Annotated in this window: 24 protein-coding genes and 1 pseudogene; 2 read left to right on the top strand and 23 right to left on the bottom strand. The window is 39.0% G+C overall.

All coding sequences use genetic code 11. The annotated features are described in order from the left end of the window. Positions 1–358: 358 nt before the first annotated feature. From IV84_RS04665 to IV84_RS04755, 19 genes are all read right to left on the bottom strand, one after another. Entirely contained in the window at positions 359–1,561 is a 1,203-nt protein-coding gene (locus tag IV84_RS04665; protein WP_056986180.1) for an FtsW/RodA/SpoVE family cell cycle protein, read from the bottom strand. Positions 1,562–1,592: 31 nt separating this feature from the next. Beyond that, entirely contained in the window at positions 1,593–1,811 is a 219-nt protein-coding gene (locus IV84_RS04670) for a DUF2969 domain-containing protein (protein ID WP_046871398.1), read from the bottom strand. Between the two features lie 17 nt (positions 1,812–1,828). Beyond that, complete coding sequence (gene yidD / locus IV84_RS04675; RefSeq protein WP_046871399.1) at positions 1,829–2,089, bottom strand: membrane protein insertion efficiency factor YidD; 261 nt, start codon at positions 2,087–2,089, stop codon at positions 1,829–1,831. 165 nt (positions 2,090–2,254) lie between these two features. After that, on the bottom strand, positions 2,255–3,544 hold the full coding sequence (gene murA, locus IV84_RS04680; RefSeq protein WP_046871400.1) for a UDP-N-acetylglucosamine 1-carboxyvinyltransferase: 1,290 nt from the start codon (positions 3,542–3,544) through the stop codon (positions 2,255–2,257). A gap of 14 nt (positions 3,545–3,558) precedes the next feature. Beyond that, on the bottom strand, positions 3,559–3,792 hold the full coding sequence (locus tag IV84_RS04685) for a DUF1146 family protein (RefSeq protein WP_046871401.1): 234 nt from the start codon (positions 3,790–3,792) through the stop codon (positions 3,559–3,561). Between the two features lie 134 nt (positions 3,793–3,926). Next, positions 3,927–4,349, bottom strand: coding sequence for a F0F1 ATP synthase subunit epsilon (locus IV84_RS04690; protein ID WP_046872495.1), 423 nt, complete (start codon positions 4,347–4,349; stop codon positions 3,927–3,929). A 13-nt stretch (positions 4,350–4,362) separates the two neighbouring features. Continuing rightward, positions 4,363–5,775 (bottom strand): F0F1 ATP synthase subunit beta, encoded by a 1,413-nt coding sequence (gene atpD / locus IV84_RS04695; RefSeq protein WP_056986181.1) that lies wholly within the window; start codon positions 5,773–5,775, stop codon positions 4,363–4,365. Between the two features lie 26 nt (positions 5,776–5,801). Further along, the gene (locus IV84_RS04700; RefSeq protein ID WP_046872493.1) at positions 5,802–6,749 is read right to left on the bottom strand and encodes a F0F1 ATP synthase subunit gamma; all 948 of its coding nucleotides are present in this window, start codon (positions 6,747–6,749) and stop codon (positions 5,802–5,804) included. Positions 6,750–6,787: 38 nt separating this feature from the next. Then, positions 6,788–8,320, bottom strand: a complete 1,533-nt coding sequence (gene atpA / locus IV84_RS04705; protein ID WP_046872492.1) for a F0F1 ATP synthase subunit alpha — start codon at positions 8,318–8,320, stop codon at positions 6,788–6,790. Positions 8,321–8,349: 29 nt separating this feature from the next. Beyond that, entirely contained in the window at positions 8,350–8,892 is a 543-nt protein-coding gene (gene atpH / locus IV84_RS04710) for an ATP synthase F1 subunit delta (RefSeq protein ID WP_046872491.1), read from the bottom strand. Beyond that, positions 8,879–9,403, bottom strand: a complete 525-nt coding sequence (gene atpF, locus IV84_RS04715; RefSeq protein ID WP_046872490.1) for a F0F1 ATP synthase subunit B — start codon at positions 9,401–9,403, stop codon at positions 8,879–8,881. Before atpF ends, atpH begins: the two co-directional genes overlap by 14 nt. A gap of 50 nt (positions 9,404–9,453) precedes the next feature. Next, entirely contained in the window at positions 9,454–9,666 is a 213-nt protein-coding gene (gene atpE, locus IV84_RS04720) for a F0F1 ATP synthase subunit C (protein ID WP_046872489.1), read from the bottom strand. Between the two features lie 26 nt (positions 9,667–9,692). Continuing rightward, positions 9,693–10,412 (bottom strand): F0F1 ATP synthase subunit A, encoded by a 720-nt coding sequence (gene atpB / locus IV84_RS04725; RefSeq protein ID WP_046872488.1) that lies wholly within the window; start codon positions 10,410–10,412, stop codon positions 9,693–9,695. Positions 10,413–10,789: 377 nt separating this feature from the next. Beyond that, positions 10,790–11,419, bottom strand: a complete 630-nt coding sequence (gene upp, locus IV84_RS04730; protein WP_046872235.1) for a uracil phosphoribosyltransferase — start codon at positions 11,417–11,419, stop codon at positions 10,790–10,792. A gap of 72 nt (positions 11,420–11,491) precedes the next feature. Beyond that, positions 11,492–12,730 (bottom strand): serine hydroxymethyltransferase, encoded by a 1,239-nt coding sequence (glyA, locus tag IV84_RS04735; protein ID WP_046872234.1) that lies wholly within the window; start codon positions 12,728–12,730, stop codon positions 11,492–11,494. A gap of 12 nt (positions 12,731–12,742) precedes the next feature. After that, entirely contained in the window at positions 12,743–13,765 is a 1,023-nt protein-coding gene (locus IV84_RS04740; RefSeq protein ID WP_046872233.1) for an L-threonylcarbamoyladenylate synthase, read from the bottom strand. After that, on the bottom strand, positions 13,755–14,633 hold the full coding sequence (gene prmC, locus IV84_RS04745) for a peptide chain release factor N(5)-glutamine methyltransferase (protein WP_046872232.1): 879 nt from the start codon (positions 14,631–14,633) through the stop codon (positions 13,755–13,757). Before prmC ends, IV84_RS04740 begins: the two co-directional genes overlap by 11 nt. Next, positions 14,626–15,708 (bottom strand): peptide chain release factor 1, encoded by a 1,083-nt coding sequence (gene prfA, locus IV84_RS04750; RefSeq protein WP_046872231.1) that lies wholly within the window; start codon positions 15,706–15,708, stop codon positions 14,626–14,628. The genes prmC and prfA overlap by 8 nt, the downstream gene beginning before the upstream one ends. Next, positions 15,708–16,298 (bottom strand): thymidine kinase, encoded by a 591-nt coding sequence (locus IV84_RS04755; protein ID WP_046872230.1) that lies wholly within the window; start codon positions 16,296–16,298, stop codon positions 15,708–15,710. Before IV84_RS04755 ends, prfA begins: the two co-directional genes overlap by 1 nt. Before the next feature lie 216 nt (positions 16,299–16,514). Between IV84_RS04755 and IV84_RS04760 the strand changes: the two genes are divergently transcribed. Together IV84_RS04760 and IV84_RS04765 are read left to right on the top strand one after the other, a co-directional pair. Then, positions 16,515–17,861, top strand: a complete 1,347-nt coding sequence (locus IV84_RS04760) for a Mur ligase family protein (RefSeq protein ID WP_046872229.1) — start codon at positions 16,515–16,517, stop codon at positions 17,859–17,861. Next, positions 17,862–18,566, top strand: coding sequence for a type 1 glutamine amidotransferase (locus IV84_RS04765; protein WP_046872228.1), 705 nt, complete (start codon positions 17,862–17,864; stop codon positions 18,564–18,566). 60 nt (positions 18,567–18,626) lie between these two features. Here IV84_RS04765 and manA read toward each other — a convergent pair whose 3' ends face one another. The 4 genes and pseudogenes from manA to IV84_RS04785 all read right to left on the bottom strand — a co-directional run. After that, positions 18,627–19,598 carry a mannose-6-phosphate isomerase, class I gene (gene manA, locus IV84_RS04770; RefSeq protein WP_046872227.1) on the bottom strand — a complete coding sequence of 324 codons (972 nt, stop codon included), beginning with the start codon at positions 19,596–19,598 and terminating at the stop codon, positions 18,627–18,629. Positions 19,599–19,703: 105 nt separating this feature from the next. Next, entirely contained in the window at positions 19,704–20,717 is a 1,014-nt protein-coding gene (locus IV84_RS04775; RefSeq protein ID WP_046872226.1) for a serine hydrolase domain-containing protein, read from the bottom strand. Positions 20,718–20,835: 118 nt separating this feature from the next. Beyond that, positions 20,836–22,719, bottom strand: a complete 1,884-nt coding sequence (locus IV84_RS04780) for an ABC transporter ATP-binding protein (RefSeq protein ID WP_046872225.1) — start codon at positions 22,717–22,719, stop codon at positions 20,836–20,838. Further along, positions 22,712–23,905, bottom strand: a pseudogene (locus IV84_RS04785) (ABC transporter ATP-binding protein); the annotation flags it as partial. The pseudogene IV84_RS04785 and the gene IV84_RS04780, both read right to left, overlap by 8 nt. Between the last annotated feature and the right edge of the window lie 28 nt (positions 23,906–23,933).

Consider the following 23,933-nt stretch of genomic DNA (forward strand, 5'->3'; position numbering starts at 1 on the left):
ACCAATACGATTTGACAGAGACCCACAAAAAAGTCTTTCATCCCGCTGAAATAAATCAACAAGGACGAAAGACTTATCTTCCGTGATACCACCCAAATTTACTAACTTCTCTCAAAGCTAGCCTTAACGAGTCAAACAACTCTGACGCTATAATGGGCGCACCCAGTATTCACTCACAAACCGCTCGTAAATACCAATTCAATCAAGACCATCTTCCATTGAACTTGCTGTTCCTTCTCACCCTTGGGAACTCTCTTAAAGTAGTCTTCAACTTACTCATCTTGCTTTAATGTTTTGCTGTTAAATGAAGTATACTCACTCATTTTTAATCTGTCAACTGCTAATTTTAATTTTTAAATCAAAAATCCGTTCTCTGTAATCTGCTGTAGGAATTATGATGAAATCTCATCGACATGATCAACCCAATTCCAATCATATTTCCAATCAAGGCCGACCCCCCTTGACTGACGAATGGAAGCGGAATCCCAGTCAATGGTAGCAATCCAATGTTCATGCCAATGTTTTCAAAAACATGGAATAAAATCATCATAATTGTGCCGGCAGCGATGTAAGCATAAAATGCATTTTTTGTATCAAAAGTTACTCGAATCATTTGATATATTAAAAGCATATATAACAAGATCAAAATGACACTACCGATAAACCCAAAATTTTCACCAATAACTGAAAAAATCATATCTGATTCTCTAACTGGTACGTAAACATTTGACACATTAAACCCTTTACCAAAAATCTGGCCAGAGCCAATCGCCTTAATGCTTTGCCACAGCTGGTATCCAGCATTTGTCGTATCCGTTGCAGGATGTAACCAAGTATCAATTCGATCAAACTGATAACTCTCGAATCCGACGTGCGATAAAATGCTTCGTCCCCAATCACTCACAACTAACATTAATGTACTGCTAGCCAGGATGGTGGCCGTTACAAATGCTGGTACTAAGATACGCCAAGTGATTCCGGACACGATAACTAATCCTGCAAAAATTGCAATGAACACCAACATTGTTCCAAAATCATGCTGTAAAATCAGCAAGATTGGAATTGGCAAAGTCCATAAAACCATTTGCCCAATTAGATGCCAATCCGAACGAACCGTACGGTGTTTATGTTTCGCATTAAAGTCCGTAATTATCTTTGACATCATAAGAATATACGCCGGCTTCATAACTTCAGAAGGCTGAAATGTAAAGGGACCGATTGCAAACCAACTTTTAGCTCCGGTACTTGCCGCGTACGATCTACTGTAAAACAGTAAAACCGCCACAAGGAGAAAAATACCGAACCAATACGCGTATGGTGCCAGTCGCCACAGTTGCCTTGAATCAAATTGCATAATAATCACAACTAGTGCGACACCCAAAGCATACCAGACTAGTTGCGACAGCACCTGACTTTTGACACTCACACCACTAGTATCATGAGTAGCTGCCACGTAAATAGAAGCCAAACCAATCAGAGCCAACATTAAAACGGAAAAAATAATACCATAATCAATTCGGGAATCGCCTTCCCGTCTTCTAACTCGTGAATCGTTATCCAAAACAAAGATCCTTCCTTAGCCAAACTTCAGTTTATTGATGCAAATTATATTCTTGTAACACCCATTCAACCGCATCGTCTAGTGATTTAGCAACAAAATCTCCCCCACCAATAAGATGAGTGGCAAATTCATTGTCTTTAGGTGTGATTTCACCAACTAAATTTTTAGCTATAAAAAGTTGTTGAATCGTTTGACCCCCAACTTCTTTTTCTTCTAATTGTACTTTAACGCTCTGTTCTTTTTTTGACATATTTTCCTCCACAATGACTAATTCAATATTTTTTTATCTGGATGCGGATTACGTTTTAAAGTAAAATAATCCGGAACTGGATCATAACCGCCCTTCACAAAGGGATTACATCGTAAAATGCGTGCTGTCCCCATCAAACTACCTTTTAAGGCACCTCGTTTTTGAATGGCCACAATCATGTAATTGGAACATGTTGGATAGTACCTACAACTTGGTGGTAAAAGTGGCGAAATTAATTTTTGGTACAATCTTACCAATATTAAAAAAACGCGTTTCACTTTGACCATCTCCTTTCAATCTACTCAACACAACTGCTAATTATAGCATATTCCAAACACCACTCAAAACCTTAATATTGGAGCCTAAATCCAAAAGTAACGGCCAATTAGCATGCAATTTTTGCATTCCTAATTGACCGTTGATTTAATATTTTAAATAAAAACTTAATTTTTAACCGTTACTGTCGTGTTTGCATCCGAAACCCGTTTAATCTGCGCACCCAAAGCACTTAATTTACCATGGAAATTGTAATAACCCCGATCTAAATACTTCAAATTCGTAACTTGTGTGTATCCTTTTGCCACTAGTCCTGCAATTACTAATGCGGCTCCCGCACGTAAATCAGTTGCAGCAACCTCTGCACCACTGAAATCCGTTGGCCCATGCATAATCACAGAAGATCCTTCAATTTTATATTGCGCATTCATCCGCCGAAGTTCTTCCAAATGCATGAATCGATTTTCAAAAACAGTTTCTGTTAACGTACTTGTACCCTGTGCTAATAGCTGAAGTACAGAGATCTGTGGCTGCATATCCGTTGGAAAACCCGGATGAGGAAGCGTCTTAATTGAAACTGGTTTCAGTTTTTCTGGGCCAATAACCCGAACACCATCGTCTTCATCAATTACCGTCACGCCCATCTCACGCATTTTGGAAATCAAAGGCTTATTGTGTTCAGAAATCGCATCCTGAACTAGAACATCACCTTTAGTTGCAGCCGCTGCCACCATAAAAGTACCAGCTTCAATTCGATCTTGCACAACCGCATGAGTGGTTCCATGAAGCTCTTGGACTCCCTCAATTCGAATTGATTCGGTACCTGCTCCGATAACATGAGCACCCATTTTATTTAAAACCATTGCCAAGTCCACAATTTCTGGCTCACAAGCAGCATTTTCGAGCGTCGTTGTCCCTTCCGCCAAAGTAGCTGCCATCATAATGTTTTGTGTTGCTCCGACACTTGGAAAATCTAAATAGATGTTAGTTCCGACTAATCTATCTGCACTAGCTTCTATGTATCCATCTTTTTGAGTAATATGCGCACCCAAAGCAGTTAGCCCTTTTAAATGAAGATCAATCGGTCGAGTTCCGATGGCACAACCACCAGGCATCGCTACCTTTGCATGTCCTGTTCTTGCAAGTAATGGCCCCATTACAACAATGGAAGCACGCATTTTAGAAACATATTCAAATGGTGCTTCTGTAGAAATCTGCTTAGTCGCATCCATTTTAATTTCATGTTGATTTTCTGAAAATTCCACGTCAATATTTAAAAAACGTAAAACATTGTTCATTGTGTAAACATCTGAAAGAATCGGTACGTTGCTTAACTCTAATTGGCCCTTGCTTGCTAAAATACTGGCCGCTAAAATTGGCAGGACCGCATTTTTTGCACCTTCAATTTTGACAGTACCTCTGAGTTGATTGCCGCCCTTAACAATAATCTTATCCACGACCGAAACCTCCACTATTTTAATAAGTAACCTAAATTTCTAATATTGTTAATTAACTCCAAGAAAAATGAACTGCTTAAATACCCTAATCCAATCGATAATAAGACAATCAGGACTTTATACTGATTTGGAGTTGAATAGTGCAAAAACCTCTCCAAATGAACTCCTTGAATTGCCCAAAAGGAAATAAGGGTAAAGAAAAAATAACAGATCAATGTTAGTAACGATTGAATACCAAATAAATTCATAATAGCCTCTTAAACTTACGATTTATTACAATAGTATCATATCCATACTAAAATTTCGCGTGAGAACCTCATTTTTTTAGATAATAAAAAAAGAGTTATACAACACGTATGGTTGTATAACTCTTTTGCTAATTTTAATGTTTTGAAACGTTAATTCGGTTAACTGCTCGACGCAAAGAAATCTGCGCACGACGCAATTGTGAATTATCATGAGCATCTTGAGCTTTTCGAATAGTTTCTTGAGCCCGTTGACGCGCACTTTCTGCACGAGCAACATCAATATCAGACTCATTTTCAGCAGTATCAGCTACAATAGTTGCAGTATTGTCAGAGAACTCGACAAAACCACCATTAACAGCAACTGCATCTTCTTTAGTAGTGTTTTCATGTTGAATCCGCACTTCATCAATTGCTAGCGACGCAATAATGGGAACATGGTTAGGCATGATTCCAAGCTGACCATCTTTAGTTTTGACAACCAGCATAGTGGAAGTTCCTTCATAAACTTGACCATCAGGAGTCACGATACTAACGGTTAATTTTGGTTTATCAGCCAATTAGAACTCCCCCTTATTTACTAGTGGCACTAGTTAATTGCTTAGCCTTCTCAACGACTTCATCAATATTACCAACACCATTAAAGGCATCTTCAGGTAAATCATCATATTTACCTTCAAGAATTCCCTCGAAGCCCTTTACTGTTTCTTCAACCGGAACATAAGATCCAGGTTTACCAGTAAACTGTTCAGCAACAGAGAAATTCTGTGACAAGAAGAACTGAATTCTACGAGCACGTCCAACGATTGTCTTCTCTTCATCAGACAATTCATCCATTCCTAAAATAGAAATGATATCTTGCAACTCACGGTAACGTTGCAAAACATGCTGAACATCAGTAGCTACTTTATAATGTTCCTCACCAACAACGGCAGGATCCAAAGCACTCGAAGTTGAAGCCAAAGGATCAACAGCAGGATAAATTCCTTGTTGAGTTAAGCTTCGTTCCAAGTTAGTTGTTGCATCCAAATGCGCGAATGTTGTTGCAGGAGCAGGATCAGTATAATCATCAGCAGGAACATACACAGCCTGAATAGAGGTAATTGACCCCTTCTTCGTTGATGTAATCCGTTCCTGAAGTTGACCCATTTCAGTAGCCAAAGTTGGTTGATAACCAACGGCTGATGGAATTCGGCCAAGTAATGCGGATACTTCAGAACCAGCTTGTGTAAATCGGAAAATGTTATCGATAAACAATAACACGTCTTGACCCTCAACATCACGGAAGTATTCCGCAATTGTTAAACCGGTTAAAGCAACCCGCATACGAGCACCAGGCGGCTCATTCATCTGACCATACACCATGGCGGTCTTTTCAAGAACACCCGATGCCTTCATTTCAAAGTACAAATCATTTCCTTCACGAGTTCGTTCACCAACACCCGTAAATACAGAAATACCATTGTGTTCCTGTGCAATATTATGAATTAATTCTTGAATTAGAACGGTTTTCCCAACACCGGCACCACCGAATAATCCGACTTTACCACCACGAATGTAAGGAGCCAGTAAATCAATAACTTTGATTCCTGTTTCCAAAATCTCCATGCTGGGATTTAGTTCGTCATACTTTGGTGGATCTCGATGAATAGGGTTCCGTTTTGCTTCTGGTCCAAATTCTTCACCATTATCAATTGTATCTCCAAGGACGTTGAAAACCCGACCTAATGTTTTATCACCAACAGGAACTGTAATTGAAGAACCAGTGTCCTCAACTTCTGCCCCTCGTTGTAAACCATCAGTACCATCCATAGCGATTGTTCGAACAACGCCATCACCAAGTTCAAGCGCAACTTCGGCAACTAAGATACTACCATCAAGTTTTTTGATGTTTAAAGCATTATTAATATCAGGTAAATTACCATCCAGAGGAAATTCAACGTCAATAACAGGTCCGATAACCTGAACAACTTTACCAGTACTCATTATTAGTTAATTCCTCCAATCTAAATTTATTCTAACGCAGCTTGACCACCGGTAATTTCAGTAATTTCGGTGGTAATCGCACTTTGTCTTGCACGATTATATTGCAATTGTAGTGACGATATCAAATCTTTAGCGTTATCAGAAGCAGTTTGCATAGCGGTTGAGCTTGACGCATGCTCAGCAGTTTTGCCATCAAGAATGGCACCATAAACTAGACTTTCAGCATATTGAGGCAAAATATCCTGCAATAAAACAGCCTCTGAAGGTTCTGTTTCATATTCCGGCATTATTTCTTTTTTGCCCTCTTCAGCCTTTTTGTCCTGACTCTTAACTAAAGCATCACTAATTGGCAACATCTTAATTGAATGAAATCTATTTGTCATGCGATTTACAAAATGATTATAACAAACATAAAGTTCATCAAACACCTGGTTCGAATACATCGAAGTAACAGTTTTGACGATCTCACGAACTTCATTAAAAGTTGGAACATCACTCACGCCTCGATATTCATAAGCAACGTTCATATCACGTCCCTTATAAAAATCGGCGCCAGTTCCACCAACAGCTAAGATCACACTATCCTCAGTAGAATGCCCAGTAGATTTAATAAAATCTTCAGTTTGTTTAAGAACTGAACTATTATAACTACCAACCAATCCACGATCAGATGTAATTACTAGGAAACCAACTTTTTTTACTGGTCGCTGTATTAACAAATCATCTGCTGAAATATTATCTTCTGAATCAGAATTTTTTGGTTCTCCAGTGGATGAATTAGCTTTAATTAAATGTGATTTAGCAAGATGGGCAACGATACTCTCAACTTTTTCTGCATAAACTTGATATCCAGAAGTATGTTTTTGTATCTGAGACAACTTTGCGGTTGAAACCATTTGCATCGCAGTGGTAATTTGTCTGGTCTTCTTAGTGGAGTCAATTCGTCTGAGAACATCTTGTTCTGAAACTGCCATTTTTTCTCACCACTTTCTGTCAATTAAAAGCATTTGTTTTACTTAGCAGCACTTTTGTCTGCTTCTTTTGTAGGTTGAAATTGATCTGCAAATTCTTGAATTGCAGCATCAAACTTATCAGTATCTGGTAAGTCCCCAGTTTTACGGATAACATCCAACAAATCGTTATGTGAACCATCGATATAATCAAATAGTTCATCTTGGAAACGTAAAACATCATCAACAGCAACTTTATCCAAGAAGCCATGTGTCAATGCATACAAAATTAATACTTGATGCTCAACCGCAAGTGGTTTGTGTAATGGTTGTTTCAAAACTTCTACAGTCCGACTACCACGTGCTAATTTAGCTTTTGTGGCATCATCCAAATCAGAACCAAATTGAGAAAATGATTCCAACTCACGATAAGAAGCAAGATCCAAACGTAAAGTACCAGCAACACGTTTCATAGCCTTAATCTGTGCATCTCCACCAACTCGAGATACAGAAGATCCAGCATCAATCGCTGGACGAGTTCCTGAATAGAATAAATCACTATCCAAGAAGATCTGTCCATCAGTGATAGAAATTACGTTGGTTGGAATATAAGCTGAAATATCTCCGGCTTTTGTTTCAACGAATGGCAAGGCTGTCATTGAACCAGCGCCAAGTTTATCGCTTAATTTAGCTGCTCGTTCTAGTAAACGAGAATGCGTATAGAAAATGTCACCAGGATAAGCTTCACGACCCGGCGGACGTCTCAAAATCAAGGAAAGCTCACGATAAGCATCCGCTTGTTTTGAAAGATCATCATACACAATCAAAACATGCTTGCCATTGAACATGAACTCCTCACCCATTGCTGCTCCGGCATAAGGCGCCAAATACAACATTGGAGCCGGTTCTGATGGTCCAGCACTTAAAACAATTGTGTAATCCATAGCGCCAAACTTTTCAAGGGCCTCAACTTGAGTACGTACAGTTGATTCCTTCTGGCCAATCGCTACGTAAATACAAATAATGTTTTGGTCTTTTTGATTCAAAATCGTATCAATAGCCAAAGATGTTTTACCAGTCTTACGGTCACCGATAATTAATTCACGTTGGCCACGGCCAATCGGAACTAAGGCATCGATGGCTTTGATTCCGGTTTGCAAAGGTTCGCTAACTGACTGACGCTCCATAACTCCTGGAGCTTTGTGTTCTACAGGTCGTGTATGATCTGTTTTAATCTCACCCTTGCCGTCGATTGGTTGTCCAAGTGTGTTCACAACTCGTCCGATCAAAGCATCGCCGACTGGAACTTCCATGATTCGTCCCGTTCTCTTAACTGTATCTCCTTCACGGATATCATCGTAGTTACCAAGGATAACAATTCCGACATCATTTGATTCAAGGTTCTGAACCATTCCGTAGACACCATTAGAAAACTCTAAAAGTTCACCAGCAAGTGCATTATCTAAGCCATGAGCACGGGCAATACCATCACCAACATATGTAACGGTACCTGTTTCTTCAACATTAAGCTCGTCTTGATAGCCTTCTAACTGTTGTTTAATTAGAGCACTGATTTCCTCAGATTTAATGCTCATAAAAGTTTCACCTCTTTACAAAATCTTATTTAATTAAGTAACATTTTTTTAATCTTAGCCATTTTAGTACTGATACTGCCATCATAAACTAAACCATTCGACTTCAGCACAGCCCCGCCAATAATACTTGGATCAATCTTACTATTTACAATTACTTTTTTGGCGCCAACATTTTTAGCAAATTGATCTGCTAACCGCTGTTTTTGATCTGAATCAATTTCAACCGCAGTAGATAAATCCGCATAAACAGTCTTATTATGCTCGTCATAAAGCTTGTTAAATTGCTCAATAATGTCACTAAAATTGCTTATGCGACCGTAATCATAAAGCATTTGAACCAAATTCTTGACGTAAGTTGATGCATCTTTCTTCAAATCATTAACGATAGCGGTTTTTTGTTCATTGCTTAAACGAACATCAACCAATACCTGGTCTAAATCCGGAACATCAATAAAAATTTGTTTGATTTGTTGCAAGTCATCATGAATTAAATCAAGTTGATTTTTTTCAACGGCTAAATCAAACAGGGCTTTTGAATAGCGTTTAGCAATCGTCATCTTATCTAGACTCATTTTGCTTCCCCAACCCTTCAATATAAGAATCAATCAACTGCTTTTGATCCTGTGCATTTAATTCTTTTTGAATGATCTTAGAAGCAATTTCAATAGATAAACTAGCCACATCATCTTGAGCACCCTTAAGTGCATCCTTACGCTCCTGTTCAATACTTGTTTGAGCATTTTGCTTGAGGGTTTGCACTTCTTCTTGAGCACTTGTGACAATTTGGTCACGCTGTTTATTCCCATTATCCTTCGCGTTACTTACAATCGTGGAGGCTTCAGCATGAGAATTTTTCAACGCTGCTTCTCGTTGTTCAGCTAATTTTGCTGCATCTTCACGTGATTTCTTTGCAGAATCAATATCATTAGCGATCCGATCTGCACGTTCTTTCATCATCTTTGTAACTGGTCCCCATGCGAAAATTTTAATTAACCACATAAGAATGATAAAGACAATTGCATAAAACAACATATCACCAAGATACAGTGTATTTGAAGTACCCAACACTAACTGTGAGAGCATCTATTGACACCTCCTTCTACCTATTAATTATGTTCTTGCGTTCCATTAGACTACTTGTTCATTACTAACAATGCCACAACGAAAGCAATAATAGGCATAGCTTCAACAAGACCAACACCGATAAACATGGTAGTTCTTAATTGTCCAGATAATTCTGGTTGGCGTGCCATTCCTTCAAGTGTCTTTGAAATAACAATGGCATCACCGATACCACCACCGATAGCGGCTCCAAACATAATAATTCCTGCTGCAATAGCTCCCATAATTTTAAATCCTCCTAAAATATTAGTTATTCCTCAATTTGTACCTGCTGAGAAATATAAACCGACGTTAATGTGACAAACACGTATGCTTGAATACTGCCTAAAAATACTGAGAAGCCTTGCCAAATTAATGAAATTGGCACGGTTGCAATAGTCATTAGTGGTCCACCAGAGAACGCCATGCCCCCGATAATTTTCAATAACATTTCTCCTGAAAAGATAACTCCATAAATACGTAAACCTAACGTAAGGAAATCAATTAATTCAGTAAAAATACTAATCGGCAACCAGAACACAAACGGAGTTAAGTACGTATTTTTAAAATACCGCTTAAATCCAAGCTTCTCAACTCCAGAGAAATGTGCAAACATTATCGTCATCAATGACAACGTCAACGTTATGACAGGATCTGAAGTTGGGCTTCGTACATAAGTTACACCATTCCAACCAATTTGTAAGAACATTCCTAATTGGTTAGAGACGAAAATAAACAGGAACAAAGTAAATGCATACAAACCAAATTTTGGCGCATCACCATTTGTAACCGATCCGCGCACAATGTTATTCGTGAAATCTATCATCCACTCCAAAACATTTTGCTTTCCAGTAGGCTTCAATTGTATTTTTCTCGAAAGAACAAAAACTACGACAAAAACAATAGTTGCCGCCAATAACCCAGAAATAATGTTGGTTGTATTAAAAGTTAATCCCAAAAATTGGAAAGTAGAAACTGACTCTCCATTCACAGAAGATCACCTCTTTTCATGGCCTTAATGAATTATTGAGAATTCCCAGGTAAGCTGCCTTAAAACATCAACAATTATATATAAACAGACAGTAACGTCTATTCGAAATACAAATGAAATAATACCACCAATTCAAAAAAAATACAAAAAAATGAGCAATTACTTTACTTTAAAAAAACCTACCTCATCCCCTGACAAATCAGCAATCTTGTTAAAGCGCTTTCCATTTTAATGCAGAACCATACCAATTCTCATTTGTTTCAAATAAAGCAAATATGGGACAGAAAAAAGCAAAAAATCGACATCGTTTTCTTTCAAAAACTGGATGCCCATTTTTTGCTTTTTATCTGTTCAAACTTCAGTCATTGGTCACTAAATTACTTAGTTCCAAATAACCGATCACCTGCGTCACCTAAACCTGGAACAATGTAACCATCTTCATTTAGCTTTTCATCCAAAGCTGCTGTATAAATATCAACATCAGGATGAGCTTTTTGTAAAGCTTTAACTCCCTGTGGAGCAGCTACTAAACAAACTAAACGTAAATCTTTTGCACCACGCTTCTTCAAGGCATCCATTGCCATAATTGCTGAACCACCAGTAGCTAACATTGGATCAACAACAAAAATTTGTCGTTCACTAATGTCACTTGGTAATTTCACAAAATATTCAACTGGCTTAAGTGTCTCCTCATCCCGGTACATTCCAATATGGCCAACTTTAGCTGCTGGAATTAGCTCCAACATTCCATCAACCATACCTAAACCTGCCCGAAGGATTGGCACAATAGCTACCTTTTTACCCGAAAGTGTCTTTTTGGTTGTCCAACCAATTGGCGTCTCGACTTTAACATCCTCTAATGGCATATCTCGTGAAACTTCGTAAGCCATAAGCTCAGAGATTTCATTAACAACTTCTCTAAATACTTTGGTGCCACAATTCTTATCTCTAATAATTGTTAACTTGTGCTGAATCAATGGATGGTCAAGAACTTGGAACTTACCCATAAATTACACTCTCCCTTCAATATCTTTATCAATTGTAGCTAATTTAGCACAAAAAAACTAGGGGTAATTTAATTAATTTACCTCAATTGGATGTTTTGCTGTCAATGCAAACACTTGAGTTTTAAGTTCAGCTAGTTTATCCGCGGAATTATAATTTTTTAGAGCTTCTAAAATAATTTCGGCAACTTTTTGACAATCTTCTTCATTAAATCCACGAGTTGTAATTGCGGGCGTTCCAATTCGTAAACCGCTAGTTTTAAATGGACTCCGTTTTTCATTCGGAATTGCTTCCTTATTAGCTGTAATAAAAATGGAATCTAATAAGTCTTGTACTTGTTGTCCATTTAATTCTGTCTTTGTTAAATCTAACGTCATTAAATGATTATCAGTTCCCCCAGACACAACCCGGACAAGTTGAGAACTGTTAAAAGTCGTTGCCATTGCTGTGGCATTATCCTTCACTTGTTGCATATAAGTTTTAAATTCTGGTTTTAGAGCTTCACCAAACGCCACCGCCTTAGCAGCAATCACATGTTCTAAGGGACCACCCTGCGTTGTAGGAAAAACGGCCGAGTTTATTTTTTTGGCGTATTTTTCTTGAGAAAGAATCATTCCTCCTCGTGGTCCTCGCAAAGTTTTATGCGTTGTGGTGGTGACCACATCCGCAATTCCAACCGGCGATGGGTGTAATCCAGTAGCAACCAGTCCAGCAATATGTGCCATATCAACCATTAAATAAGCGCCAACTTCATCCGCAATGTCTCTAAAAGCCTGCCAATCAATAATACGGCTGTAAGCAGACGCTCCAGCAACGATAATTTGAGGTTTTTCTTTTTGGGCAATTTCTCGAATTGCTTCATAATCTAAGCGTTCAGTTTCTGAATTAATCCCATAACTCGCAGAATGGTAGAACTTACCACTAAAACTGACCTTAGCGCCATGGGTCAAATGCCCACCAGCGTTTAGATCCATTCCCAGAATTTTATCACCGGGCTTAATAAACGCTGCATAAGCTGCTGCATTGGCTTGAGAACCAGAATGTGGTTGGACATTCGCATATTCTGCGCCGAACAATTTTTTGGCCCGATCAATTGCCAGTTGCTCAACCTGATCAATGTACTGACAGCCACCATAATACCGTTTACCTGGATAACCTTCAGCATATTTATTGGTTAAAACAGTACCTTGTGCCGCTCTTACCGCTTTAGAAACAATGTTTTCTGAAGCAATCAATTCAATGTTGTGTTGTTGCCGATTTTGTTCACCGGCGATTGCATCCCATAATTCAGGGTCTTGCTTTTGATAATCCATAAAAAACGCCTCCTACTGTTTAGGTGTTTGAAAGTATTGTTGCCCTGCCGATTTTTCCAGACGATTCATGTAAGCCTCGCCTAGACCAAGTTTATCAAATTTTTGAGCCAAAATATAGGCAACGGAACTTTCTGTATCAAAGTGGCGCAATCCCGCAAACAAATTGTGACTTGCTGATTGAACATCATCACCCAAAGAAAACCACTCACCGTTAGCCGGAATTTCGTTTTGGCTGCTTACCTGCTTGGTAGTCATCACGCCAACCGGACTTGTTTGCTCTGCTGCCCACTTCAACGCTTCGGGCCATTGCTCATCAGCCACAATCAAAACTTGGGCATTTGGTGCGTAGTGTTTATATTTCATGCCGGGTGCTTTAGGAACTTCATTTTTCCCAACTTTGTGGTGATCAGAACGAACGGTTCCAATTACAGCCTCTAATTTTTCTTCGCTCACCCCACCGGGACGTAAAACTGTGGGCACATCGCCAGACATATCCAAAACTGTCGATTCTACACCGATCTGAGTTGGCCCATCATCTAAGATTCCCGCAATTTTACCATGCAAATCATGGTAAACATGCTTGGCTTCTGTCGGACTAGGTTTGCCTGATGTATTTGCTGATGGTCCCACAATTGGCACACCTGCTTCTCGGATCAAATCAAGCGTTGTTTGGTTTCGGGGATTCCTGAAGGCTGCCGTTGTTAATCCCCCAGTGACACTTTTCGAAAGTGCTCCTGGTTTCAGTTGCAAAATAATTGTTAAAGGTCCTGGCCAAAATGTTTTCATTAATAAGCGAGTTTTTTCCGACAAGGGTTGCGCATATTTTTCCACTGTTTCGACATTTGCTACATGCACAATAAGTGGATTATCGCTTGGGCGCCCTTTGGCTATGTAAACTTGTTTAACGGCTGTTTCGTTCGTCGCATCGGCTCCCAGCCCATAGACTGTCTCAGTGGGAAACGCAATTAATTGCCCCGCCTGAATCTGTTTAGCAGCTTCTTTAATCGTATCTGCATGATATATTTCAGTTTTCATCCTGTGACTTCCCTTCATTAGCAATCATTACCCGCATCATGCGATCATGATCCGTAATATCTTTTTTAAATTCCACCTGATACTTGGTTTGGCTCTCTTTAAATAACTTTTCTAGTGCCTTTTTTTGATGATAACCAAACTCACAATATAATTTGCCACCCTTATTAAGGTGTTCACCCACTTGCTCACTTAATTGATCATAAATTGCTAATCCTTGATTTTTTGCAAATAGCGCCTGTTGTGGCTCATGCTCGACCACGCTTGGATCCATAACCGCTTTTTCAGATTCAGCAATGTACGGCGGATTAGAGACAATAATATCAAACTTCTTTGCTGCCAGATTCTGAAACAAATCGCTTTGAACCAAAGAAACCATAATTCCCTGTGAATTCACATTTTGGTTAGCCACCTGCAAGGCAGCTTCAGAAATATCCGACCCCATCACCTGCCAATTAGCTCGCTGTTTTTTCAGGGCAATGGCAATTGCTCCTGATCCAGTGCCCAAATCCAGCACTGTGTGTGGTGTGTCAGCATTGTCATTTAAAACCCACTCAACCAACTCCTCAGTTTCAAAACGCGGAATTAAAACTCGTGAATCAACAAACAGCTTATTCCCATAAAATGTAGCCTGCTGGGTAATGTACTGAACAGGAACCCCCGCTGCATATTGGTGCACATTTTTTTGATATTGCTGCCAAACTGCGTCAGTTAACTGATCTCGATAATGTAAAACCAACTGGGTATTGTTCCACTGCATCATATTTGCCAACAATAACCGGACTCCATCATTATCAATACCAGGTTGATTAATTGGTTTTATATACAAAAAAGCCCACTTAAGGGCCCCTAGATAAGTAGGATTATTCATTCCGAAGATTCTCCATTTTCTTTGCTTGATCATCCAAGATCAACGCATCAATAATTTCATCTAACTCTCCGTTCATAATCCGATCTAATTTGTTCAAACTTAACCCAATCCGATGATCAGTTACCCGGTTTTGCGGATAATTATATGTTCGAATTCGTTCGGAACGATCACCCGTTCCAACCGCACTCTTCCGTTCTGCATCATAGGCATCTTGTTCTTGGGTTTGATAGTAATCATACACACGGGCTTTTAAAATCTGCATTGCTTTAACCCGGTTTTGCTGTTGAGAACGTTCATCTTGCATTGCGACAACGATTCCCGTTGGCAAATGAGTCATCCGAACCGCAGATGATGTCTTGTTAATATGTTGACCACCAGCCCCAGAAGAACGATAAACATCCGTCCGAATATCTTTGGGATCAATTTTAATATCGACATTCTCGGCTTCAGGCATGACGCCGACCGTTGCTGTCGAGGTATGCACTCGTCCTGCTGATTCAGTTGATGGGATCCGCTGAACACGATGCGCACCATTTTCATATTTAAGCTTCGAGTAAACACTACTACCGGAAATCATTAAAACAATTTCTTTAAAGCCACCTACTTCTGTAGCGTTCTCATCTACTACTTGCACTTTCCAATTTTGCCGTTCAGCGTAACGTGAATACATATTGAAAAGGTCAGCAGCAAATAAACTTGCTTCATCCCCACCAGCAGCACCATGAATTTCCATAATGATATTTTTTTCGTCATTAGGATCCGTTGGTAACATTAAAACTTTGATCTGATCTTCTAAATCCTTTTTTTGAGCCCGTTGCGTACTAAGCTCCGATTTTACTAACTCATCCATTTCAGAATCTAGTTTTTCGCGTTGTAACTCTTCATTGTCTGAGATCTGTTTAATTACTTTTTTGTATTCCCGAAACTTAGCCACCGTTTCACGAATACTTGCTTCCTCTTTAGATAGTTCTGTAAATTTCTGTGAGTCAGAAATCACGTCTGGATCAGCTAGAAGTTCGTTTAACTCATCATAGCGATCTTCAACCGATTGCAGTTTATCAACAAAATTGTTCATTACTTACTTTCCCTCATTTCATCCAAAGGCGGATTGAAATAATGACGACGACAAACTGGATAATACGCCTCATTACCACCAATCTGAACCTGTTCACCTTCATACACTGGTTTACCATTTGCAAAACGCAAGTTCATAATAGCCTTATGCTTACAGAACCAACAAATCGTCTTCATTTCTTCGATTTTATCCGCATAAATTAACAAATATTTAGAACCTTCAAATAGTTCATTACGAAAATCATTTTTCAATCCAAAGGTCATGACCGGAATGTTCAAATCATCCACCACTTTGGCCAGTTCTAAAATGTGGTGTTTTTTTAAGAATTGCGCCTCATCAATCAATAAACAGGCCGCATTGGGATTTAACTCTAAAACCCGCTTATAAATATCCGTATCATCAAAGATGGGCTCCGCTGTTCGATGCAAACCAATCCGACTGGCAATCTCGCCAACTTTTTTACGGGTATCGATTCCGCTAGTCATTAAAACAACCGACTTATGTTGTTCCTCGTAGTTATGAGCAACTTTTAAAATTTCGATCGATTTACCGCTATTCATTGCGCCATAGTGAAAAAATAACTGTGCCAAAGTAGTCTCTCCCTTTGTATTAACTTCCTATTTAGTATAGCCGATAACCAAGAAAATTTCATCTCCAATCAAAGCCAAAATTTTAGACATCGTTACTTCATGCTTATTTCTTAGACATCTTTTTCCAGATAGCTTTCTTTTTTTGATCATTGGGCTTAAAATTAACATTTAGTATTCATGGTATTAAGCCTTTTATCAATTTTATGGAGGAGTCATATGTCACTCAAAAGTTCACTTGCAATTGCCACGGGAAAATCCGCTTATTGGTTCTTGCATAAATTTCGCAACGGTGGAAGTTCACTCCCCGGAAAACTAACTACAAAAATCGATCCTGATATTTTAAAAGTTTTAGGTAAAAACTATGATGTGATTATCATTACTGGAACCAACGGAAAAACTTTAACCACTGCGCTCACTGTCAAAGTACTCGATCAAAAATTTGGTCAAGTGTTAACTAACCCCAGCGGTTCTAATATGGAGCAAGGAATTGTAACAACTTTTTTGACCGCAAAGAAATCTAAAAACGGTCGTCAAATTGCTGTTCTAGAAGTTGATGAAGCAAATGTGATTAAGGTCACGAAATACATTAAACCCCTCGCATTTGTATTCACTAACATTTTTCGTGATCAAATGGATCGCTATGGCGAAATCTATACAACCTATCAAAAGATTCTGGATGGGGTTGCCTTAGCTCCTGACGCAACGATTATTGCTAATGGTGATGCCTCAATTTTTAATTCTAAGCAACTACCAAATCCAATTCAGTATTATGGCTTTAATAACCAGTCTGATGGCGAAAGGCTTGCGGATGTCAACACGGATGGCATTTTATGTCCTGTTTGTCAGCATATTCTTCATTATAAATTCATTGTTTACAGTAATCTTGGTAAATATTATTGTCCACACTGTGGTTTTAAACGTCCGGATCTCAATTATCAGCTAACTAGTGTTGATCAACTCACCCCTGCGACTTCAGCATTCAAAATTGATGGCAACCAGTTTGATTTGCATATTGGTGGTTTGTACAACGTCTACAACGCGTTAGCGGCTTATTCAGTTGGAAAATTCATGGGTGTTTCTGATGTGGAAATTTCAAGGGCTTTAAACGATCCTGATGAACATGTTTTTGGTCGCCAGGAACAAATTCAAGTTGGCGACAAAGAAATCACAATTGTTTTAGTGAAAAATCCCGTCGGCCTCAATCAAGTGATCGACATGGTCGGTACGGAAACCCAGCCATTTTCATTAGTAACCTTATTAAACGCAAATTACGCGGATGGTTTGGATACCAGTTGGATTTGGGATGGTGAGTTTGAAAAGCTACCCAAAATGAACATTAAACAATTTATGACTGGTGGCGAACGCTACAAAGACGTCACCTTCCGTTTAAAAGTGGCTGGCGTTCCTGACGATCAGCTATGGGCTGAACATGATTTACAGGCCGCCGTTAATAAATTCAAAGAGTTACCCACAAAACGTGTTTATGTCTTTGCAACTTACACTGCGATGATCCAATTACGCAAACAGCTGGCCGATGAAGGCTATATTAAGGAGGGACTTTAATTGAACTATTCCTTAAACGTTGCCCATTTATATGGCAACCTCTTAAATACCTATGGTGATAATGGTAACTTGCTGGCCCTTAAATATTATGCCAAACAAATGAATACCGATCTTAACATCAAAGTAATTAGTCTGGATGATGAATTCAAAGCAGACAATTTTGATTTAGTTTTCTTTGGTGGCGGTCAGGATTATGAACAACTCATTGTCTCTAAAGATATTGCTTCCAAAAAAGATGAACTGACCAAATATATCGATGATGGTGGCCCTCTATTGGCAATTTGCGGTGGTTACCAACTCCTTGGTCATTATTATATTGGTGCAAACGGTGAAAAGATTCCCGGAATTGGGGCTTTAGACCATTACACACTCAGCCAAGATAACAATCGATTTATTGGCAATATCTTAATTAAAAACAAACGTACCCATGAAGAATATCATGGTTTTGAAAATCATAATGGGATGACCTTCCTGGGAAAAGGTGAAGAGCCGCTCGGAATCGTTGAAAGTGGTCATGGTAATAATGGTCAAGATAAAACTGAAGGTGTGATCTACAAGAACGTTTATGGGTCTTACTTTCATGGCCCAATTTTAACCCGCAATGGTAGTTTGGCAAAACACCTTCTAATCACAGCTTTGGAACGTAAATATCCACAGGCTGATTTAACCCAACAAAGGGCCTTAAAAATTTCAGAAACATTTTAAAACTATAAAAAAACGGTTAGTCATGAATTCAAATTCATAACTAACCGTTTTTTTCTAAAGCTATTCTTCTCCTGGTTCACTTGCAATAATCTGTAGATCTCCAGTTAATGTCCATTCTTTAACCTGGTAAGGCAAAATAAAATGCACACCCTTTTTAATATCGTAACTCTTACCATCAACTGTAATTTTACCTTCACCCTTTAATACAGAAACTAATGTATAAGGTGCAGCTTGACGTTTGAAAGTAGCCGTTCCGTTCTTTAATAACCATTGATAAACAGAAAAATGTGGTGAAACTGGTGGTTTGACGTATGTTGTAACTTCTGCATCCCCAACCGTTGTTTTTTCAATATTTAATTTTGGATCAACATGTGGCACTGTCGTTACATCAATCGACTGCTGCAAGTGCAGTTCACGTTTTTTACCAGTTGTTTTATCAACCCGATCAAAGTCATACAACCGATAAGTCGTATCACTACTTTGCTGGGTCTCTAAAACCATAATTCCTTTTCCTAAGGCATGAATTGTTCCACTGGGTACGTAGTAGAACTCACCTGGTTTAACCGGTACACGACGGAATAATTTATTCCATTCACCATGGTTAATCCAATCAGCAAGTTCTTCGCGACTCTTTGCATTATGCCCATAGTAAAGTTCTGCCCCAGGTTCTGCAGAAATAATATACCAGCACTCGGTCTTTCCTAATTCATGCTCGTGCTTAGCAGCATATGCATCATCTGGATGAACTTGTACCGATAAATCATCATTTGCATCCAAGATTTTAGTTAGTAGCGGAAAGACATCACCTTTAGCGTTCCCAAAAGCCTCGCGATGTTGATCCCAAACCTTATCCAAAGTTAGGCCTTTGTATGGCCCGTTAGTTACCGTTGCTGGACCATGAGGATGAGCAGAAATTGCCCAACATTCACCGGTTGTATCACTAGGAATCTTATATCCAAATTCAGTAGCTAATTTCTTGCCGCCCCAAATTTTTTCATGAAATACTGGAGCTAAAAATAATGGTTCACTCAAAACTATCTCTCCTTCGTCTTTGATGACTATTTTAAAGTACTTTTTACTATTACAATAACAGTTTACCATAAAACCATAGCGCTTTCAGGAAGCGCTTGATTATTTCTAACCTTCTTGTAAAAATGCATCAATTACTTGCTGGCGGTATTTAAAATACACTTGATTGTTCGCCGTTGGATGTACACGATTAGAAAGAAAAACTAGCCCCCGTTTTTGTTGACGATCGACTACCAACATGGTGCCTGTAAAACCGCTATGCTTTAATACCCAATGTTTCTGGTCATCTTCTCCTTGAGAAAGCAATCCCCAACCAAATGAACGCACTAGTTTTGGATTAGACGTTTCATTTTTAAAAAGTCGGTCCACACTTTGTGAAGATAACACTCCCGGAACTTTTTCTGGCGCTAATAGCCAATCGATAAAGCGGGTTAAATCTCCCAATGTAGAAAAAAGCCCTGCTGATCCACAATGGGCACCCAAAATTCTTCCTTTAGGATCATGCACAACTCCTTGGATTAAGCCTGTTTGTGGAGACCATTCTGTAGGCACGCAATTCAAAGGATCTGGATGGAATCCGGTTTGTTTTAACCCCAGCGGTTGGAGGACGCGCTTGGTAATGGCTGTCTGAACAGGCTGATGACAAAAACGCTCTGCAATTAAACCTAGAAAAATATAATTAAGATCTGAATAAACTACTTTTTTGTTAAAATCTGGTCCAATTTGCAGTGTAAATAGCGCCTGCAAAAGTGCCTCTTCACTCAATTCATTACGATGCGGAATGTAGCCGGTAATCCCTGATGTGTGCGTTAATAAATGACGGACAGTAACGCGTGAATCAAAAAAGTTAGGTAAATACGTACAAACCGGTTCATCATACGCAAGGAGTCCAGTTTCTGCCAGCTGGGCAATCAAAATTTCAGTTCCCACAACTTTGGTCAATGACGCGACATCATATTGCATCCCCGCTCGTAATTTTTTTCGTTTAGGAACTACTTCGGCGCTTCCCAAGATATGTTGAATGACTTGTTCATGATCCAGAATGGCATATGAAACACCAGGAATAATTTTGTCCTGAACCATTTTTGCAATTTGGATCTCTGTATTTTTGTAGACTAACATTAATTTTTAATCTCCTCGATTTGAATAGGCACAAAAAATCCATTACTCAGTTATTGTCTCATACTCAATTATGAAACAACTTACGAATAATGGATTTTTAATTTTTAAAATTTAACTTTTAAATAACTTCATTACCAGAGAACTGACTATTATACAAATCAGCATAGAAACCATTTTGTTCCATCAAGCTATCATGATTCCCTGTTTCAACAATTTGACCGTGATTTACAACCACGATATTTTGGGCATTCCGAATTGTTGAAAGCCGATGGGCAACCACAAAGCTTGTCCGGCCCTTAAGCAACTTGTTCATAGCATGCTGAATCAAAACTTCTGTTCGCGTATCAACCGAGCTAGTCGCTTCATCTAAAATAAGAATTTTAGGATCTGCCAAGAATGCTCGCGCAATTGTCAATAATTGCCGTTGCCCTTGTGAAATGTTCGATGCAGACTCGTTAAGAACTGTATCGTAACCGTTTGGCAACTCACGAATAAAGGTATCTGCATGAGCCGCTTTGGCAGATGCAACCATATCGTCATCGGTGGCATCTTCGCGACCATACTTGATATTTTCACGAATTGTTCCCGTAAACAGCCACGTATCCTGAAGAACCATGGCAAATTCGGAACGTAACTTAGGACGACTCAAGTTGCGGGTATCTACCCCATCTAACTTGATGGAGCCGTCTTTAATATCATAAAAACGTTCGAGCAAATTAATAATTGTCGTTTTTCCAGCTCCAGTTGGTCCAACAATGGCCACCATTTCACCAGAATTTACTTTCAGATTAAAGTCCTGAATTAAAGGTGTATCTTCCACGTATCGAAAATCAACATGGTCAAACGCAACTTCTGCATCTGGATTCTTAACATCTGGAATATCGACGTGCGTTTCTTCCATTTCAGGTTCATCAATTACAGCAAAAATTCGCTCTGCTGACGCAATCGTCAACTGAATGGTATTCGTCAAATTGGCGATTTGAGTAATTGGTTGTGAAAATTGTTGCGTATATTGCAAGAAAGCCTGCACATTACCTAACGTGATTTGACCATTAGCAACTTCAATTCCACCAAAAACAGCAACAAATACATAACCCAAGTTTTTGATAAAATTCATTAATGGCATGATTAAACCGGAAACGAATTGAGCCTTCCAAGAATAATTTAAATATTTATCGTTTTCTTTCTTGAAATCTTGAATTGCTTTATCTTCATGATTAAAGCTCTTCACAACTGTATGGCCTGCATAGGTCTCTTCAATTTGATCATTTAACAATCCTAAATGTTTTTGTTGACCAGTAAAGAACTTTTGTGACTTAGGAGCCACATATGCTACCACAATTAAGCTTAATGGTAACGTTAAAACAGCAATGATTGTCAATTTCCAACTAATTGTCAGCATCATATAAAGTACACCAACAAACTGGAAAACACTGGTAACTAACTGAGTCAAACTCTGCTGCAAAGTTCCGGAAATATTATCCATATCATTGGACATCCGACTCATAATATCACCATTAGAATGGGTATCATAATAAGAAACGGGAACGCGTTGCAATTTTGCCTTAAAATCTTTACGCATTTGGTAAACTGCCCGCTGTGATACCTGGGTCATAACAGCTTGTTGCGCGAAACTGAACAGCGCAGACAATCCATATAAAATTCCAACTGTCGCTAAAATATGAACAATCTTTGTAAAGTTAATAGGTAAGGTATGAATGGCAATTCCGGCCTTCATTTGAGCCTGCCCCTTCATAACCCCTTCAAAAATTTGCGTTGTAGCTTTTCCTAAAACTTTAGGTGCATTAATTTGCAGAACAACGGAAACACCAGCCATTATTAAAACAAGTACAACCATTACCATCCAAGGAGAGAGATATCGAAGTAAGCGTCCGGTCGTTTTCCAGAAATGTTGTGGTTTTTCGATTGGCCGACCCATTCCTGCGCCATGACCACCATGACCGCCAGTTCGTTGTGGTGCTTTTTCACTATTTTTAGCCATTTGCCTGATCTCCCTTCTTAATTTGTGAGTCAATAATTTCCCGATAAGTTTCATTATTGGCCTTGAGTTCTTGATGATTACCCTGGCCCACAATCTTGCCATCATCAATCACTAAGATAAGGTCGGCATCAGCAACGGTTGCAATTCGTTGGGCAACAATGACAACCACGCTCTTTTGAATCTGACTATCTTCGCGCAGTGAGTGACGAAGTTCAGCATCCGTTTTAAAATCAAGTGCTGAGAATGAATCATCAAACACATATACTGGTGCTTGTTTTACTAACGTCCGTGCAATCGTTAAACGTTGCTTTTGACCACCGGAGAAGTTATCCCCATTTTGTTCTACCCAAGCGTCTAAACCATCTTCATCTTTATGGATGAATTCTGTTGCCTGAGCAATCTCCATTGCATGCCAAATCTCGTCATCCGTTGCATCCGGATTACCGAACTGCATATTTTCCCGAACAGTGCCTTGGAATAGGACCGATTTTTGTTGTGCTAAGGAAACTTTTGCATGAACATCCTTTTGGCTCATCGTTTTAATGTCAGTACCGTTAATTAAGATTTCACCCTTTTCAGGATCAAAGAAACGAGGAATTAAGCTTACCAACGTTGATTTACCTGAACCAGTGCCACCAATAATTGCAACAGTTTGACCCGCGGTGGCCTTGAAATTAGCACCATCAATTGCTAGTTCATCCATCCCTTTATAGCGGAAATCGACATTTTTAAATTCTAGTGAAGCTGTTTTTGTTTCTTCACTAACTGAGATTGGCTGTTCTGGATCTTTGACACTGTTCTTCATTTCCAAAACTTCATTAATTCGTTTGGCAGATGCTGATGCACGAGGGATCAAAACAAATACCATTGAAAGCATCATAAAACTCATCAAAATTTGAGCAGCATATGTCATAAATGCAACCAAGTTACCTACTTGCATCGTTTGATTAGAAATTAATTTAGCTCCGTACCAGATAATTCCCATATTTGTACCACTCATAATGAGGGTCATGATTGGTAACATAAAGGAAACAATCGTAAATACTTTGATCGCTGTATGCGTATAATCTTTATTGGCTTCTCCAAAGCGATCCTGCTCAAATTTATCACGATTAAAAGCCCGAATGACCCGCACACCTGTTAAACCTTCACGGAAAACTAAGTTAATTCGATCGATCTTCTTTTGTTAGTGTAAGGTTTTCCTAGATGGTCAA

It is taken from the genome of Pediococcus damnosus, assembly GCF_001437255.1.
GTDB lineage: Bacteria > Bacillota > Bacilli > Lactobacillales > Lactobacillaceae > Pediococcus > Pediococcus damnosus.

Bases quoted from the DNA above. Each gene is read 5' to 3' on its own strand.
- IV84_RS04700 (WP_046872493.1), bottom strand. From the start codon at position 6,749: ATGGCAGTTTCAGAACAAGATGTTCTCAGACGAATTGACTCCACTAAG.
- IV84_RS04760 (WP_046872229.1), top strand. From the start codon at position 16,515: ATGTCACTCAAAAGTTCACTTGCAATTGCCACGGGAAAATCCGCTTAT.
- prfA (WP_046872231.1), bottom strand. From the start codon at position 15,708: ATGAACAATTTTGTTGATAAACTGCAATCGGTTGAAGATCGCTATGAT.
- IV84_RS04685 (WP_046871401.1), bottom strand. From the start codon at position 3,792: ATGAATTTATTTGGTATTCAATCGTTACTAACATTGATCTGTTATTTT.
- upp (WP_046872235.1), bottom strand. From the start codon at position 11,419: ATGGGTAAGTTCCAAGTTCTTGACCATCCATTGATTCAGCACAAGTTA.
- atpA (WP_046872492.1), bottom strand. From the start codon at position 8,320: ATGAGCATTAAATCTGAGGAAATCAGTGCTCTAATTAAACAACAGTTA.
- atpF (WP_046872490.1), bottom strand. From the start codon at position 9,403: ATGCTCTCACAGTTAGTGTTGGGTACTTCAAATACACTGTATCTTGGT.
- IV84_RS04780 (WP_046872225.1), bottom strand. From the start codon at position 22,719: ATGGCTAAAAATAGTGAAAAAGCACCACAACGAACTGGCGGTCATGGT.
- IV84_RS04740 (WP_046872233.1), bottom strand. From the start codon at position 13,765: ATGAAAACTGAAATATATCATGCAGATACGATTAAAGAAGCTGCTAAA.
- IV84_RS04775 (WP_046872226.1), bottom strand. From the start codon at position 20,717: ATGTTAGTCTACAAAAATACAGAGATCCAAATTGCAAAAATGGTTCAG.
- atpD (WP_056986181.1), bottom strand. From the start codon at position 5,775: ATGAGTACTGGTAAAGTTGTTCAGGTTATCGGACCTGTTATTGACGTT.
- glyA (WP_046872234.1), bottom strand. From the start codon at position 12,730: ATGGATTATCAAAAGCAAGACCCTGAATTATGGGATGCAATCGCCGGT.
- atpH (WP_046872491.1), bottom strand. From the start codon at position 8,892: ATGAGTCTAGATAAGATGACGATTGCTAAACGCTATTCAAAAGCCCTG.
- prmC (WP_046872232.1), bottom strand. From the start codon at position 14,633: ATGAATAATCCTACTTATCTAGGGGCCCTTAAGTGGGCTTTTTTGTAT.
- IV84_RS04670 (WP_046871398.1), bottom strand. From the start codon at position 1,811: ATGTCAAAAAAAGAACAGAGCGTTAAAGTACAATTAGAAGAAAAAGAA.
- atpE (WP_046872489.1), bottom strand. From the start codon at position 9,666: ATGGGAGCTATTGCAGCAGGAATTATTATGTTTGGAGCCGCTATCGGT.